Origin of the sequence: Myroides phaeus (assembly GCF_009799805.1) — a bacterium.
Classification (GTDB): Bacteria; Bacteroidota; Bacteroidia; order Flavobacteriales; family Flavobacteriaceae; genus Flavobacterium; species Flavobacterium phaeum_A.
In genome coordinates this window covers 1,165,533-1,181,375 of sequence record NZ_CP047050.1, presented here as the reverse complement: position 1 = coordinate 1,181,375, position 15,843 = coordinate 1,165,533, and the positions used below count along the sequence as shown (strand labels likewise).

At 32.9% G+C, this 15,843-nt stretch carries 15 protein-coding genes; 8 read left to right on the top strand and 7 right to left on the bottom strand.

Features of this window, described 5'->3' with window-relative positions:
* Positions 1–65 precede the first annotated feature (65 nt).
* Positions 66–1,412 (top strand): sigma-54-dependent transcriptional regulator, encoded by a 1,347-nt coding sequence (locus GQS07_RS05365; protein ID WP_158209932.1) that lies wholly within the window; start codon positions 66–68, stop codon positions 1,410–1,412.
* 14 nt (positions 1,413–1,426) lie between these two features.
* Positions 1,427–2,752, top strand: a complete 1,326-nt coding sequence (locus GQS07_RS05360; RefSeq protein WP_158209931.1) for a sensor histidine kinase — start codon at positions 1,427–1,429, stop codon at positions 2,750–2,752.
* Between the two features lie 807 nt (positions 2,753–3,559).
* Here the strand turns inward: GQS07_RS05360 and GQS07_RS05355 are convergent.
* The 5 genes from GQS07_RS05355 to GQS07_RS05335 all read right to left on the bottom strand — a co-directional run bounded on the left by GQS07_RS05355 (position 3,560) and on the right by GQS07_RS05335 (position 7,049).
* A complete protein-coding gene (locus tag GQS07_RS05355; protein WP_158209930.1) occupies positions 3,560–3,892 on the bottom strand; it encodes an MGMT family protein in 333 nt (110 codons plus the stop codon).
* Positions 3,892–4,518, bottom strand: coding sequence for an amino acid permease (locus GQS07_RS05350; protein ID WP_158209929.1), 627 nt, complete (start codon positions 4,516–4,518; stop codon positions 3,892–3,894). The genes GQS07_RS05355 and GQS07_RS05350 overlap by 1 nt, the downstream gene beginning before the upstream one ends.
* A 1-nt stretch (position 4,519) precedes the next feature.
* Positions 4,520–5,191, bottom strand: a complete 672-nt coding sequence (trmB, locus tag GQS07_RS05345; protein WP_158209928.1) for a tRNA (guanosine(46)-N7)-methyltransferase TrmB — start codon at positions 5,189–5,191, stop codon at positions 4,520–4,522.
* Positions 5,192–5,291: 100 nt separating this feature from the next.
* Positions 5,292–6,353 carry a sensor histidine kinase gene (locus GQS07_RS05340; RefSeq protein ID WP_158209927.1) on the bottom strand — a complete coding sequence of 354 codons (1,062 nt, stop codon included), beginning with the start codon at positions 6,351–6,353 and terminating at the stop codon, positions 5,292–5,294.
* A gap of 3 nt (positions 6,354–6,356) precedes the next feature.
* On the bottom strand, positions 6,357–7,049 hold the full coding sequence (locus GQS07_RS05335; protein ID WP_158209926.1) for a response regulator transcription factor: 693 nt from the start codon (positions 7,047–7,049) through the stop codon (positions 6,357–6,359).
* Between the two features lie 182 nt (positions 7,050–7,231).
* On the opposite strand from GQS07_RS05335, the gene GQS07_RS05330 reads away from it, so the two are divergent.
* The 4 genes from GQS07_RS05330 (at position 7,232) to GQS07_RS05315 (ending at position 13,066) form a co-directional block, all read left to right on the top strand.
* Positions 7,232–9,979, top strand: a complete 2,748-nt coding sequence (locus GQS07_RS05330; protein ID WP_158209925.1) for a TonB-dependent receptor — start codon at positions 7,232–7,234, stop codon at positions 9,977–9,979.
* Positions 9,980–10,359: 380 nt separating this feature from the next.
* Positions 10,360–11,523, top strand: coding sequence for a hypothetical protein (locus tag GQS07_RS05325; protein WP_158209924.1), 1,164 nt, complete (start codon positions 10,360–10,362; stop codon positions 11,521–11,523).
* A 116-nt stretch (positions 11,524–11,639) separates the two neighbouring features.
* Positions 11,640–11,990: a T9SS type A sorting domain-containing protein gene (locus tag GQS07_RS05320; RefSeq protein WP_233269313.1), complete on the top strand. Its 351-nt coding sequence runs from the start codon at positions 11,640–11,642 to the stop codon at positions 11,988–11,990.
* A 95-nt stretch (positions 11,991–12,085) separates the two neighbouring features.
* On the top strand, positions 12,086–13,066 hold the full coding sequence (locus GQS07_RS05315) for an acyl transferase (RefSeq protein ID WP_158209923.1): 981 nt from the start codon (positions 12,086–12,088) through the stop codon (positions 13,064–13,066).
* Between the two features lie 40 nt (positions 13,067–13,106).
* Here the strand turns inward: GQS07_RS05315 and gldC are convergent, their stop codons facing one another.
* Complete coding sequence (gldC, locus tag GQS07_RS05310) at positions 13,107–13,445, bottom strand: gliding motility protein GldC (RefSeq protein WP_090409473.1); 339 nt, start codon at positions 13,443–13,445, stop codon at positions 13,107–13,109.
* A complete protein-coding gene (gene gldB, locus GQS07_RS05305) occupies positions 13,445–14,431 on the bottom strand; it encodes a gliding motility lipoprotein GldB (protein ID WP_158209922.1) in 987 nt (328 codons plus the stop codon). The genes gldC and gldB overlap by 1 nt, the downstream gene beginning before the upstream one ends.
* A 70-nt stretch (positions 14,432–14,501) precedes the next feature.
* Between gldB and nadE the strand changes: the two genes are divergently transcribed.
* Complete coding sequence (gene nadE, locus GQS07_RS05300; protein WP_158209921.1) at positions 14,502–15,305, top strand: NAD(+) synthase; 804 nt, start codon at positions 14,502–14,504, stop codon at positions 15,303–15,305.
* Between the two features lie 66 nt (positions 15,306–15,371).
* Entirely contained in the window at positions 15,372–15,833 is a 462-nt protein-coding gene (locus GQS07_RS05295; RefSeq protein WP_158209920.1) for a hypothetical protein, read from the top strand.
* Positions 15,834–15,843 lie beyond the last annotated feature (10 nt).

Below are 15,843 nucleotides of genomic sequence, written 5' to 3'. Positions count from 1 at the left end.
GACAAATTTACAGTGTCCGATAACGAACACTATTTTGTTCGCTTTTGAAACAGCAATAAATTACTATGAGAAAGATTATAGCCAACATATTAGTATTAGACGACAATTCGGAGATTTTAATCGCGGCTAAAATGTTATTAAAACGTCATTTTGAAACAGTAAACACGAATACAAACCCTAAAAAAATAATAGAATATTTAGGAGAAAACAGTGTTGATGTGGTTATTTTGGATATGAATTATCGCGTTGGTTTTGAAGACGGAAAAGAAGGTATTTTCTGGTTTAAAGAAATTAAACGTCTATCGCCTAATACACAGATCATCTTAATGACATCTTATGGAAATATTGAAACAGCTGTTGAAGGAATTAAATTAGGAGCTACGGATTATATTCTAAAACCTTGGAACAATGATGCGTTGATTGAAACTGTAAAAGGAGCAGTCAAACAAGCCCGTAAAAAAGGGAACTTACCTATTGTTTCTTCTGAACAAGATAAGGTATTTATTGGTGAAGCGCCAAGTATTCAAAAGGTATATACAATGGCAAATCGCGTTGCTAAAACGGATGTTAATGCGCTTATTTTAGGAGAAAATGGTACGGGTAAATACGTATTAGCAAAGTACATTCACGACAACTCCCTAAGAAAAGACCAACCATTTATACACGTTGATTTAGGCTCATTGAATGAAAACTTGTTCGAAAGTGAATTATTCGGGTATGCCAAAGGGGCTTTTACAGATGCTAAACAAGATACAGAAGGCCGTTTTGAAGCAGCAAATGGCGGTACTGTTTTCTTAGATGAAATTGGAAATGTGCCTTTACACTTACAAGCAAAACTACTTCAGGTAATTCAGTCAAAAAGTGTTATTCGATTAGGTGAATCAAAAGTTCGCCCTGTAGATATTCGAATTATTACAGCTACAAATGCTGCAATAGAACAAGAAGTAAACAACAAACTATTTAGAGAAGATTTATATTATCGAATTAATACAGTAACCCTACAGCTTCCTCCTTTGAGAGAACGAAAAGAAGATATTAGTCCACTTTTATCTTTCTTTATCAATGAATACGCCTCTAAATACGAGAGAAGTGTTCCTGTGGTAAGTCAACAAACAATTTCTTCTTTAGAAGCTTATGATTGGAAGGGAAATATTCGTGAAATGCAAAATCGCGTTGAACGTGCTTTGATATTAACAGATGAAGCTGAATTAAAGTTAGCAGACTTTGGCATTTCATCAACGATGATAAATGATAGTCCTGTTGAAGAAAATACGCTACAAGATATGGAGCGAGTTTCCATCTTAAAAGCCTTAGAAAAACACGAAGGCAATATTAGTCAAACGGCAGAAGAGTTAGGTTTATCACGAGCTGCTCTTTATAGAAGACTTGAGAAATACAACATTAAAAACTAAATAGAATACGCAATATGTCTTTTCACACTAAAGCATTTATACGCATCGTTTTAATACTTCTTTTAGGAGTATTAGCTATGAATTTATATTCACAGGGATTGTACTATTCTTTGCTATTAGTAGTATTGCTAATTGCTATTCTTTTTGTGGAATTATACTTTTTTCAAAAGAAGTATTACAACACCATTGACCGCATATTATTAGCGATGATTTATGATGACTTCTCTTTGAAATCAAATAAACCACAAGCGAATGAGACAATGAACAATTTGCAGTTGCTCTATCAGAAATTACAAAATAAACAACAAGAGAATGAGGTTAGAGAATTGGTGTACCTCAACATTCTAAACAATATAGAAACGGGAATTGTTATCCTTGAAAGAAAAGAAGACAAATGGGAAGTATTTTTGATCAACGATTACTTCTCTCATTTATTTGATATTCCAAAGGTAAAATCGTGGACTAACTTAGACCGTTTATTACCAGCATTGACAAGTCATTTACAACACTTAGGCTTTAAGGAGTCGAAAGAACCTATTGATATTAAAATTGAAAATGACGAAAAACAAACCTTCATTTTACAAACCTCAACGACGGTTAGCCAAAATCAAGAATACTTCATTGTTCTATTAGATTCTATTCAAAAGGTATTGGACAAAAAAGAAAGAGATACGTGGGAAAATCTAATGAAGATTATTTCTCACGAGATTATGAATTCCCTTACACCAATTCACTCTTTAGCTCATAATACGCAAGAAATTTTAAACGAAGAAACTCCGCTGACAGATGACGATATTGACGACTTAAAGGTGAGTATAAACACTATTGTTAATAGAACAGATCACTTGCAACAGTTTATCAATAACTACCGCAAGTTGACAATGATGCCAAGTCCTAAAAAACAATTAGTGGCTGTGTCTGATGTATTGAAAAACAGTATGGAAACATTGTCTCCTTTGTTTAAAAACAAACAAATTACCTTAGCGTATAACTTTGAAAGCAACCCGACACTTGAATGGGATGTTCATCAAATGGAACAAGTAATCATAAACTTATTAACCAACGCAATGTTTGCTGTTAATAAACAAGAAAATAAGTTAATACAACTCAACCTTTTTGAAAAGAACAATCGCTTGTGGATTGAGGTTATTGACAATGGCCCTGGTATAGAAGAGGCTATTAAGGACAAGATTTTTATTCCTTTCTACACTACCCGTGAAGAAGGAGCTGGAATTGGTCTGCCGTTATCTAAAAATATCGTAGAAATGCACAATGGTTATCTTTCTTATAGTCGCAAGGAAGAAACGACTGTATTCGCATTAAATTTCCCTCTTACCTAAAAATGATTACTCTCTAAATAGTAGACATCATTTATCTCACTTAACGTTTAGCACTTGGCAATGCTATAAGAGTATTCGTAGGCTATTTAACTACTGCATTGTTATGTCCTACTCTTTGTTTACTTGTTGTAAATTCCTTTAAATTCCCTAAACTACAATACTTTGCCTGAGAATATATTTGCCTTTAAAGAAAATTTCTTTTTGATGTGCTACACCACCAATTACATCTTATAAAGAAAGAAGCTGAATATTATTTAAACGGAGACAAATTACCTATACAGACTAAGTAAAAAGACTCTTTTAAAATACAATGACAAAGCTCTATTTTTAGGCTCCTCTGAGGCTTGTCTGACAATCCTCCGACAGTTGTCCGACTAAAATGATGCTCAGGCCAGTAAACTCGGACAATTGTCAGACAATTTTGCGTGTATATCAGACAATAACTAATCTAAAAATTGGACTAAATTATACTATAAATCCTACTGCTAACAAGAGAATGCAATCCTAATAGCATTTACAAACTCTTTGATAGCAAGAGATACAAGAGATTTATCTTTTTTACACAGCCTTTTTTGGGCAAGAAAAAAGATTTATAATTAACTACAAAAAAAAGGGTTGAAATAGGTTAATTTGAAGAAAAAACAACTTTTGAATAGTGTTTTTATAGAAAAAAGCTTTACAAAAGAGTCATTAAATAACTTTTTAGCTCAAAAAAATGGTGCTTTGTACAATGGTACTTTTTACTTCTTCTCCTTGTTTTTCAAAAAAGAAACTAACTGATATAATAAATAAAGCCCAGAATAATTACTATTCTATACATACAGGAGGTATCCACAATAGTTCTTGGAAGTTTTGAACTTTATTGTCTTTAATAACAACCCCTTCACTCTCTAAAAGCTGTTGCATAAGGTTAGTTCCATCAAAATGATGCTTACCACTTAGTAGTCCAACGCGGTTTACAACGCGATGTGCGGGCACTGTGTCGTCAAAATGAGAAGCATTCATCGCATAACCAACCATTCGGGCTGACTTTGCAGCACCTATCGCCTTTGCAATAGCGCCATACGTTGTAACCCTTCCTTCAGGTATTTGCCTTACAACGGCATAAACTCGCTCAAAGAAATTGTCTTTCTCTGCCATTACGAAAACAGCTTGTAAATGGTAATTAAACTGATTACTCCTGTGATTGAACCAATCACATAATTGATATTTTTGAGGATAAAAGCGTCTTCACGTGAAGGCTTTTTAAAGAAAGAAACGTAGATATAAAACATTAACCCAGAACCCAAAACAACTCCTAATGAAAAGAAAATCGTATAAATCATCTCAAAAATAGGATAGTTGTAACTGGCCAAAGTAACACTTAAAAATACGTAATAAGGTATTGGGAATACATTAATAGCAGCTAATAAACCTCCGTATAGAAAAGGCGATTTAAGCTTAGAAGGACTTTGTTTTTTCTTCTTCTCTTTTTTCTTAGCAAAGAATAAAAAGTAAATAGTTAACAACCCAAAAATAACAAGCCCTATTTCGTGTAATGCTTCTGTTATAGCAGGACTCGAGTCAATTAACTTTGCAAAAAAGATGGCAATATACGTTTGAATAAATATAACAGCCAAAGCACCACAAACGTATAAGAACGCTTGTTTACCTCCGTCTTCCTTTGCTATTTTTACGGCAGTCATATTAAGCAACCCGGGAAGGGAAACTCCCAGAGTTGCTGCAAAAAATCCTAATAATAGTAATGTAAATATCTCAAATACCATTCTACTTAATTCTGAATTGAATGTAAGTAATCGCTTTGTTTTGTTCTAAATACTGAGATTCGTAGAACGTTTGAATTTCTGTTACTACAGCTGGAGCACCTTCATTTTTGTAAACATGGTGATTAGCATAAATTACTTCATGTCCTTCTCCGTGTAATAAACCTAAAGTATAACCGTGCATAAACTCACTGTCAGTTTTTAAATTCATTATACCATCTTCTTTCAAGATTCCTTTATAACGTTGTAAAAACTCACTATTTGTCAAACGGTGTTTTGTACGTTTGTACTTGATTTGAGGGTCTGGGAAAGTAATCCATATCTCACTAACTTCTCCTTGTGCAAATGCGTATTCAATCAATTCAATTTGAGTACGTAAAAAAGCTACATTATTCATTCCAGAATCAACAGCAGTTTTTGCACCTCGCCAAAAACGAGCTCCTTTGATGTCTATTCCAATAAAGTTCTTTTCAGGAAAACGCTTTGCTAACTCAACAGTGTACTCTCCTTTTCCACATCCTAACTCAAGGATAATTGGATTGTCGTTTTTAAATACTTCTTTACCCCAGTTACCTTTCTGTGGTAAATTTTCAAGCATTTCTTCTCTTGTAGGTTGAAACACGTTGTCAAAAGTTTCGTTCTCTCTGAATCGCTTTAATTTATTTTTACTTCCCACGTTTTATTCAATTAAAAATTTGCGCAAAATTAAGTAATTATACCGAAAGTAAAATTTTTTATTTTTTTCTTTAACGCTATCTGTCAATAAGATACAGATTTTATTTTTCAAGCTTACTCGTTAAAGCCTTTTCTAAGGTAAATGAAAATTCAGATCCATAGCCATAACTACTCTCTACATAGATGTGTTCATCGTGAGCTTCAACAATATGTTTTACAATAGAGAGTCCTAATCCTGAGCCTCCTACTGTTCGTGACCCACTTTTATCAATGCGATAAAAACGTTCAAATAAACGAGAGATATTCTCTTTTTTAATCCCTGTTCCGTTATCGGTAACTCTCACGATTAATTTATTCTTCACAAGGTCTTCTATACTTACTTCAGTAGTTCCCTTTTCTTTACCGTATTTAATAGAGTTGTCAATTAAGTTCGTTACAACTTGACCTATGCGCTCTTTATCTCCTACTACATAAATAGGCTTGTCATAGTTCATATCAAAAATCAAAGAAATATTGCGTTTTTTAGCCTTATACTCTAAAAAGTCAAACGCATGTTGAATAGTCTCAACAATATCAAATGTAGTTTGGTTTAAATGAAGTCGACCTGTTTCTAATTTAGTAATCATATCCAAGTCTTGTACAATATAGATTAATCGCTCTACACTGAGACTTGTACGTTCTAAATAGTTATCGCGCACTTCTAAGTCATCAACAGCACCATCAATTAGTGTGTCTAAATAGCTTTGGATTGTAAAAAGGGGAGTTTTTAATTCGTGTGAAATATTACCTAAGAATTCACGTCTGTACTCTTCGCGAACTTCTAAGGATTCAACTTCTATTTTCTTGTTTAAAGCAAACTTTTCAATCTCTTCTGTAAGTGTTTTAATATCCGTCGTTACAGATCTCGATCTTAATTCACTATGCTCTAAAAGTGAAACATTGTCATAAATTTTTTTAATCCTACGGTAAATAAAATACTCCACTCTATATTGTAGAATAAAAAAGGATATAGTATAAAGAAAGGCACAATACAATAAAAGGTACCACACAGAAATCTCTAAAAAGAAAAAAGTAAATGGAAATAATACAATAAAGCTAATCAAAGTAATCACAGATGATGACTTTATTGCAAACTTATAAGAGTTCTTAAACTTAACAGCCATTGGTTAATCCTCCATTTCAAATTTATAGCCAACTCCTTTGATAGTCTTAATAATATTTTCGCCAAGCTTACTGCGAAGTTTTTTTACGTGAACGTCAATTGTACGATCGTTTACTACAACATCAACTCCCCATATAAGATCAAGGATTTCATATCTATCAAATACTTTTCCTGGATTAGAACTCAATAGCGATAACAATTCAAACTCCTTTTTAGGGAGTCTTATCTCTTCGTCTTTCAAGAAAACCTTATACATCACTCTATTAATAACTAAGTCTCCAAAAGAAACAGAATCACCATTATTTTCTTCATCAGTTACAAAACGCCTAAGTAATCCCTTTACTTTACCTATTAAAACTTTTGGTCGTATAGGCTTAGTTATATAATCATCTGCTCCAGCATCATATCCTGCAACTTGAGAATAATCTTCTCCTCTTGCTGATAAAAATGCAATTACCGTATTAGAAAGTCCTTTCATCTTTCTTAACCCTTCACACGTTTCTATACCATCCATTTCAGGCATCATAACGTCAAGCAATATTAAATGTGGCTTTACTTTTCTTGCTATTTCTAATGCTTCCGCACCACTATTAGCAACTAAAATCTTATAACCTTCTTTTTTTAGATTGTAATTAATAACGTCTATTATATCCAGGTCATCATCTACCAACAAAATTTTAATCTTCGAGTTTTTCATGATTTCAACAATGTTTTACCTTCCAAATATAGAATATTAAATAGAAGTAAACACTTACTTTACAATTAATTAATATGTTAACAATTAATTAATATTAGATTATAAAATCATAATATTAGATTAATGCTATTCCACAAAAAACAAAGGTTATTTGTCTTCATAAACACAACTTTTAAATTTTTATGAAAAACTACTTATCAATTATTTTTTTATTGGCAACTGCAATCGCCTTTGGCCAAAAAGCAGAAATCAAAGGAAAAATAACAGACAACACAACCAAAGAACCTTTACCGTATGCTACTGTTAGTATTAAAAATACATCAATTGGAGTAAATACAGATCTTGACGGAAACTACCAAATAGCTTTAGATCCTGGTACACACATAATTATTTTTGAATATATCGGATACCTTCAGCAAGAACAAAAAATTACAGTTACTGCAAAAGAAAAAAAAGCTCTTAATGTAGCTTTACAAGATGAACACGTAGAATTAGAAGGGGTAGTTGTTACTGCTACTCGCTCTAAAGCAAGAGAGTCTGCTTTATTAATTGAGCAACAACGCTCTGCTGAAATCAAACAGCATATCGGTTCTCAAGAACTTTCTCGTAAAGGGGTTAGTGATGTTGCGACTGCTGTGACAAAAACAACAGGGGTTTCTAAACAAGAAGGCTCTGGAACTATCTTCGTAAGAGGATTAGGTGACCGTTACAATAGTACTTCTTTCAATGGGCTACCTCTTTCTTCAAATGATCCGGAAAAGAAAAATATCAGCTTAAACATCTTTAATACAGATATTGTTGAATATTTATCTATCGACAAAACGTATAGTACTCGTAATTATGGAGATTTTGCAGGGGGTAATATTGATATTATTTCTAAAAAACACAGTGGAGAAGGTTATGTACAATTGGGAGTTAGTTCAAACCTTAACTCAAATGCTTTTGAACAAAATAGCTTTAGAACAACAGGTAATAGAAACTATATTGGTTTTTCTAAAAAAGACATTCCTACTAATCCTTTAGCTGCTTATACTTTTACAAATACTACGCAGACTAATGAGAGAACTCCATATGGATTAGGTCTTAGCTTAGATGGTGGTAAATCATTTTACTTTGGAGCTGAATCGTCTTTAAATTTATTTGCTACAGTTTCTTTTAGCAATAATTTCAAACACAAAAAGGGTATTTCTCGCACAGCACAAGCGCAAAACGACTTTACTAAGAACTTAGAGATGGAGTCTTTTGAATACAATACAAATACTACTGCAATGTTTAATGCTGATTACAACATCAATGCTAAAAACAGTATTAAATACAACGTATTATTCATCAACGATTCTCAAGAAAAAAATGATGAGTACCGCGGATTCATCAGAGATATCACACTTGACAATACTGACCATACTTTCTTAAATAGACAGAACTATAAACAAGATATGTTGTTTGTTAATCAGTTATTAGGTACTCACAACTTAACAGAACAATTTGACTTAAACTGGGGAGTTGCATATAACCGTGTTTCAGCACAAACTCCAGACAGACAACAGTACACAATCAACAAACTAAAAGATAGCGATGCTTATAAGTTTTCAATAAACTCTAGATCGGATAACAACCGTTACTTTGAAGACCTTACTGAAAATGAAATAGCAGCGAACTTGGCTGTAGATTATAAATTCGGTAAAAACGAAGAGAATTTATACAATGGTAAACTTACTGTTGGATATAATATGAGAAGCAAAGAGCGCAAATTTGAAGCAACTCAATTCGTATTCCAAATCAACAATGAATACAATAATAATATTAATCCGTATGCTTTAGATCAGTTCTTCAATCAAACTAACTTTGAAAACGGATACTTCAAAACTTATACTTTTAGAGGTGGTGTAAATACGCATGATGCATTGAAACCACAGACTTATAATGGTGATTTACTTATCAATGCTGGTTTTGCAAATGTGGAATATAAATTATCAGACAAACTTTCAGGTATTGTAGGATTGCGTTTTGAAAAGATATCTCAGAATGTTGATTGGCAAACGCAATTGGATGTAATAAAAACAGAGAATAAGTTTTCTAAGAATGCGTTCTTACCAAGTTTGTCTTTGCGATATGCAGTTAATGATAAAAACAATTTAAGATTTGCTTTTTCTAAAACATATACCCTGCCTCAATTCAAAGAAAGAGCGCGTTTTATTTATGAAGATGTAACAGAAATTAAAGTGGGTAACCCTGACTTATACGCTTCTGACGACTATAACTTTGACTTAAAATGGGAATTTTTCCCTACTAATGATGAAGTGTTCTCTGTAACTGGTTTTGGTAAATACATCGAAAATCCAATAAATGAGATTGTTTCTTCTTCGTCTTCAAATGATATCACGTATGCTAACACAGGTGATTATGGTTATGCAGCTGGAGTGGAAATTGAGGTTCGAAAAAACTTAATCAGCTTTGACGATGTGAATACAAATAAAATTACTGGTGGTGTGAATGCTTCAATAATGAAAACATACCAAAAGTTAGATAATGAAAAGGTAAATCGTGAAAACAAATATCTGAGTACTTCTTTTACACACAAAGATGCAAGTTTTACAGGAGCATCAGACTTCTTATTAAATGCTGACCTTTCGTATATCAAAGAATGGGGTGACCAAAGTTTGACTACTACCATTTCTTATGCACACTTCTCTGATAAATTATATTCTTTAGGTACTGAACAAGGAGGAAACTTAGTTGACAAATCGTTTGGAATGTTAGACTTCGCTTTTAAAATGAACTTCTCTAAAAATTTTGGAATGAGTTTTACAGCTAAAAACTTATTAGATCCAAAAATTGAAAGAAAACAAGAGAATCTAACACAAGACATATTAGTACAATCGTATAAAGTAGGTTCTAATTTCAGTTTAGGCTTTAATTATACATTTTAACGTTGTGTTTAAATAAGTAACTTTTCGAGGGAACTTATGCCGGTTGAATTTAAATTCAACCGGTTTTTTTTTGACCATAACCAATACCATTCTTAGAATTAAATATTTTAAAAAACTGCCTTTAATCTTATACACTTACAAATAACTTTTTAACAGCAGAGGTATATCAATAAAATAGAAGTAAAATAACCTTTCAAAGTCACTTGTGTAATATTCTCCTTGAAAAACAAGTAATTATCTAAATGTATCTCTCACTTTATATTAACACAAAAGACACATAACCCATTCATAATTAATATTTTCATCACACTTCATTAACACAGTGGTAATATTACAACTGCATCTTTGTTATAGAAAAAAAACTATAACACTTTTAAATTATGAAAAAGCTACTTAGACTTGGATTAACACTATCATTAGCAACAGTATTATTTGCAAGCTGTTCATCAGACGACAATTCAAACAACACAGGTAAACCTGGAGATGGAGGAACAATTACTCCACCAACAACAGAAAACACAATTGGAGGGGAACTTAAAAAAGGAGAACACTTAAAACTTGAGAAAAACAAAACATACAACTTAAAAAGTAAACTTGTCGTTGGAGATGGTGCTAAGTTAACTATTCCTGAAGGTGTTGTAATTATCGGAACAGGAGGAACAAGCGCATATATCGCTGTTGCACAAGGAGGACAAATCTTTGTTGAAGGAAATAAAAACAATCCAGTTGTTATGACTGCTGCTGAAAAAGAAAGAGGTAGCTGGGGAGGTTTAGTATTATGTGGTAAAGCACCTATTAATAAAGGAACATCTGCTACTGCTGAAGTATCAGACTTAACGTACGGTGGAGATGTTGCAAACGACAACTCAGGTTCAATCAAGTACTTAAGAATTGAATATGCTGGAGCAAACTACAACAGTGAAAAAGAATTTAATGGTCTTTCAATGTTTGGTGTTGGTAGCGGTACTACTATACAATATGTACAAGCACACGAAGGTTCAGATGATGGTTTTGAGTGGTTTGGTGGAACTGTAAGTGCGCAATATTTAGTATCTACAAACAACGATGACGACCAATTCGATTGGACTGAAGGATGGAATGGCCAAGAAAACAAATTCTGGTATTCTAAACAATCAGGAACTGCAGACAGAGGATTTGAAGCAGACAATAATAGCAACAACAGAAGTGCAAATCCTTATTCTAATCCAAAAATTGACGGAGTTACTTTAATCTCTGCTAAAAAAGGAGAAGGTACTGCCTTAAAATTACGTGAAGGGACTAAAGGTCAAATCTCAAATATAGTATTAAGCGGATGGAAAGTAGGTATCGATGTTGAACACGATGAAACACTTGACAACGTATCTAAAGGTTCTTTATTTGTTAAAAATGTACAGTTAATTGATGTAACAACTAAAGTTTCTGGTAAAGACACAAAAGGAAATGCTTCTGATGCAACTAAAGTACTAAGTGAAGCAAATAACAGCGGTGCTGGTAATGGTGCTGGTGTTCCAGAATGGACAAAAGGATGGACAGTGGGACTATAATATATCACTTTTCAAAATAAAAAATGTTAAAAAAAAGCGTATGCCCTAAAAAGCATACGCTTTTTAATTTTTTATTAGAATTATTATTACTACTTTTATACCATAATTTCTCTTAGATGGCAAATAAATACTTTTACACTATCGTATTGTTCATTACAATGTTAGGCGCAAGCTCAGCATTCGCGCAAAGTGGATTGCGTTACAATGAACCAAGATTTTCGAACCAGAATATCGAAGGGCTGTCTATATCCCCTAATCCTGCTGCTGCCAGCGGAAAGTTGTATATAGAATCGACGAAAAACGACCCGAAAGAGGTTGAGCTTTATAATGTAGTGGGTAAAAAAGTATTTGCAATGACGATGAATACAAAAGAACTTAGTTTGCCTTACAGCGTTAATGCGGGAATTTATATTATAAAGATTAGAGAAAATAATGCTACTTCTACAAGAAAGATTGTTATCAAGTAAGCATTTCTAAAATATTAGATTTAACTGAAAAAGAGCATCGCATAAAAGTGATGCTCTTTTTTTATTTGTACTTTTGCCTTAAAATATTTTTTACCGTGTTTAAACCAGAAGAAATCATACAAATTCAAACTAAGAAAGAGTTTCATAAAATAGCTATGAAAGTCTTTCGCTTTCAGTATGAAAATAACCCTGTATACCAACAATTCTGTAACTTATTAGAAAGAACTCCTGCTAATGTAAAAACATTAGTTGACGTGCCTTTTTTACCTATTCAATTCTTTAAATCAAAAGAAGTATTAAGCTCTACAGATCCTATTAAAACTACTTTTACCAGTAGTGGTACAACAGGAATGGTAACAAGTAAACATCACGTAACTGATCTTTCTTTCTACGAGGAGAGCTTTAGAGCTGCTTTCTCGCACTTTTACGGAAATATTGAAGACTATGTAGTCTTAGCTCTTTTGCCTTCTTATTTAGAGCGCGAAGGGTCTTCTCTTATTTATATGGCTGAAGACTTCATCAATTCTTCTGCTCATCCTGAAAGTGGTTTCTATCTTCACAATTACGAAGAATTATCTTCTAAATTAATTGACTTAGACCAACAAGGAAAAAACATTCTTCTTATTGGAGTTACTTATGCTCTTCTTGATTTAATCGAACTGAATAAGTTTGACCTGAAAAACACCATTATTATGGAAACAGGAGGAATGAAAGGTCGTAGAAAAGAAATGATACGAGAGGAATTACATAAAATATTATGTGATGGTTTTGGTGTAAATAAAATACACTCAGAGTATGGAATGACAGAATTACTGTCTCAAGGATATTCTTTTGGAGATGGTATTTTTGAATGCCCGCCGTGGATGGATATACTTACTCGTGATCCAGAAGATGCTTTAACTTATGTAGAAGAAGGAAAAACTGGAGGAGTGAATGTAATTGATTTAGCAAACATAAACTCGTGTTCATTTATCGCAACACAAGATTTAGGAAAGAAATATTCAGATGGATCTTTCGAAATACTGGGAAGATTTGACAATTCTGACATACGAGGTTGTAACCTTATGGTAGTATAAAAAAAAGGAGCTTTTAAAGCTCCTTTTTTTATACCTTATTTTATTTTTCTAATAAGTCCATTTTCTCTGCGAAATAATCACAAAAGTCTTTCATTGTAGCAGACATCTTTTCGTCTTCTGTTGCTCTTTCAAAAGTATCTGCCATAGCTACTAATGTTTGGTGAAAGAATTTCTTCATTTCATCAACAGGCATATCTTTTGTCCATAAATCAATACGCAAAGTTTCTTTTACTTTGTGATCCCATATAGATAACAACATCGCTTTTGAAGCAGCATTTTCAACACCACCGTCTTTTGCTGTCCATGATATATTTTCTGGAACGCGATTTTCATCTAACTCTACTCTAATTTTTATATCAGAAACGTGATTTTTACTCATTACTTTCTCGGTTTGTATTTTGATTGTTCGAAAATTTCTTTTCCTTGTGTATTAAAAAGTTGTTGCAAAGTTACATTATTATTTTTCATATACGAACGTACAATTTGCCAACCTAACCAAGCTCCTACTTTTCCTGGACTATCTGCATCTATGTCTAAATAGAATTTAGAAAAAGGAGCAGGCTCTATAAAACGGGTACTTAACTTTGAATCTGTTTCAAACAACAATTGATTCTCCACAAAATAACGCCACATATACTCTTCATTTACCCCACACCAAGCTAATTGTTCTTTGGTATATCCAATTAAATTTTCTTTATCAACTCCTGGCAACAATAGCTCTTTTGCATATAACATCTTCCCTTGTTGAACCATATTTGCCACAAATGTTCTATCGGTATTTGGTCGCATCTTTTGCATCACAAAACTCTCTGCTAAATCTGGTAATATCTGACTTTTGTCAAACGTTCCTCTTAAATACTCAGGGAAGTTCATATAAAATCGGTGGTCATTACCTAAGTAAGTATCCAAGGCAATCAAAGCTAAACTATCAGCATATATTGCTTTCACAGAAACATCAACTTCTGAAATTGCTGTTATTACTTTCTTCTTAGTCCCCTCTTCTGGAAAATAATATTTTATATGCTTAAAGAACGATTCTAAGTCCTTTGGCAAAGCACCCAAATCTTTATATTGTTTCTCTACTTCTTCATTTAACTCTTGAAAAATTGTATCACTCTTTTTCTCAATCCAAAACTCATCTGTAAGTTGAGCAGGAAACATATAAGGAAACTTTTGTTTTACTGCAGGTAACTCTTCTGCTTTACTTGCATAAAATATTTCATCAAAACGCTCTACTTGCATTTCAACGGGAATAGCTCCTATTTCTTTTTCGAGCTGACTTTCTTTATTGCCACATCCAACATAAAAAAGGCTACTCGCAAGCAAAACTACAAGGGATAAATTACTAAATTTGAAAAAAGTCATCTTGTTATATTTTTATACCAAATACAAATATACTAAGATAGTACACAACCTATCACAAATATTCTAAGACATGATTAATAAAAACTTCAATACACCAGCAGTTACACAACATATTGTTACTTGGTTAAAACAATACGCTGAGAATGCAAAAGTACAAGGTTATGTAATTGGGATCTCAGGAGGTATTGACTCTGCTGTTACCTCAACCTTATGTGCTATGACAGGATTACCTCTTCTTTGTGTAGAGATGCCTATTCATCAAGACCCTACGCAGGTTAGTAGAGCAAAAGAGCACATCGCTTTTTTACAACAAAACTTTTCTAATGTACAAGCTACAGTAGCTGATTTAACTTCATCATTCGAAACATTTAAAAATGCTGTGCCTTCTTCTGATAACGAAGCTCTTTTAAATCTTACCCTTGCTAATACAAGAGCGAGATTGAGAATGACTACGCTTTACTACTATGCTGGATTACACAGAAGCTTAGTTGCAGGAACAGGAAATAAAGTAGAAGACTTTGGCGTTGGTTTCTTTACAAAATATGGTGATGGTGGTGTAGATGTTAGTCCAATTGCCGACTTAATGAAATCTGAAGTTAGAGCTATTGGTGAATTCTTAAAAGTTCCGAGTAGCATTATAATCGCTAAACCAACAGATGGTTTATTTGGTGATGAACGTTCTGATGAGGATCAATTAGGTGCTAATTATGACGAATTAGAAGTAGCAATGCTTGCTTATGAAAGAGGTGCAAAAGCAGAGGACTTTACAGGTAGAGAAAAAGAAGTTTTCGAAATATACAGCCGATTAAACCGAATCAATCAACACAAAATACAGCCTATTCCAGTTTGTGTAATACCGCAAGAATTAAAATAGCAATCGCTATTCTATACTTTTTGTCAGTTATTGGCTAAAATATTACATTTGACAAAAAATAAGGAAATGAAAAAAATTATTTTATTATTTATAGCAATCTTGTCTTTCTCTGCTTGTTCTACAACAGATGATTATGGATGCTATGAAGGATATGTCAATACTTATGATCTTAGGCCTTCTGCTAATATTGATCCAAGAGGTTTAATCGTTCGCGGACTTAAAGGAAATGAATACACGGTTATTAGATCTCAAAGAGAATTTAGAGATAGAGTTAGAGATGCGCGTTATTTTGAAAATCAAATAGACTTTTCTCGCTATGATTTAATCATAGGACAGGTTTATATTAAAAACAGAAATGTAAAGATTGAAACCATCCTAACGCAATTTTGCAATTATTCTAATCAAGTTTTATTAGAAGTCAAACTTTACAATAACCGTCAAAGATATGAGGACTTTATAACGTACAATGCTATTGTACCAAAGTTAAGAACAGATGATGTAGTCGTTGATACAATCATATACGAATAAATACAAGAAA

What these genes read in the sequence shown, in the direction of transcription:
- GQS07_RS05325 (WP_158209924.1), top strand. Translation starts at nt 10,360, where the DNA reads ATGAAAAAGCTACTTAGACTTGGATTAACACTATCATTAGCAACAGTA.
- GQS07_RS05330 (WP_158209925.1), top strand. Translation starts at nt 7,232, where the DNA reads ATGAAAAACTACTTATCAATTATTTTTTTATTGGCAACTGCAATCGCC.
- GQS07_RS05335 (WP_158209926.1), bottom strand. Translation starts at nt 7,049, where the DNA reads ATGAAAAACTCGAAGATTAAAATTTTGTTGGTAGATGATGACCTGGAT.
- GQS07_RS05360 (WP_158209931.1), top strand. Translation starts at nt 1,427, where the DNA reads ATGTCTTTTCACACTAAAGCATTTATACGCATCGTTTTAATACTTCTT.
- GQS07_RS05320 (WP_233269313.1), top strand. Translation starts at nt 11,640, where the DNA reads ATGGCAAATAAATACTTTTACACTATCGTATTGTTCATTACAATGTTA.
- GQS07_RS05340 (WP_158209927.1), bottom strand. Translation starts at nt 6,353, where the DNA reads ATGGCTGTTAAGTTTAAGAACTCTTATAAGTTTGCAATAAAGTCATCA.
- gldC (WP_090409473.1), bottom strand. Translation starts at nt 13,445, where the DNA reads ATGAGTAAAAATCACGTTTCTGATATAAAAATTAGAGTAGAGTTAGAT.
- gldB (WP_158209922.1), bottom strand. Translation starts at nt 14,431, where the DNA reads ATGACTTTTTTCAAATTTAGTAATTTATCCCTTGTAGTTTTGCTTGCG.
- GQS07_RS05355 (WP_158209930.1), bottom strand. Translation starts at nt 3,892, where the DNA reads ATGGCAGAGAAAGACAATTTCTTTGAGCGAGTTTATGCCGTTGTAAGG.
- GQS07_RS05295 (WP_158209920.1), top strand. Translation starts at nt 15,372, where the DNA reads ATGAAAAAAATTATTTTATTATTTATAGCAATCTTGTCTTTCTCTGCT.
- nadE (WP_158209921.1), top strand. Translation starts at nt 14,502, where the DNA reads ATGATTAATAAAAACTTCAATACACCAGCAGTTACACAACATATTGTT.
- GQS07_RS05350 (WP_158209929.1), bottom strand. Translation starts at nt 4,518, where the DNA reads ATGGTATTTGAGATATTTACATTACTATTATTAGGATTTTTTGCAGCA.
- GQS07_RS05365 (WP_158209932.1), top strand. Translation starts at nt 66, where the DNA reads ATGAGAAAGATTATAGCCAACATATTAGTATTAGACGACAATTCGGAG.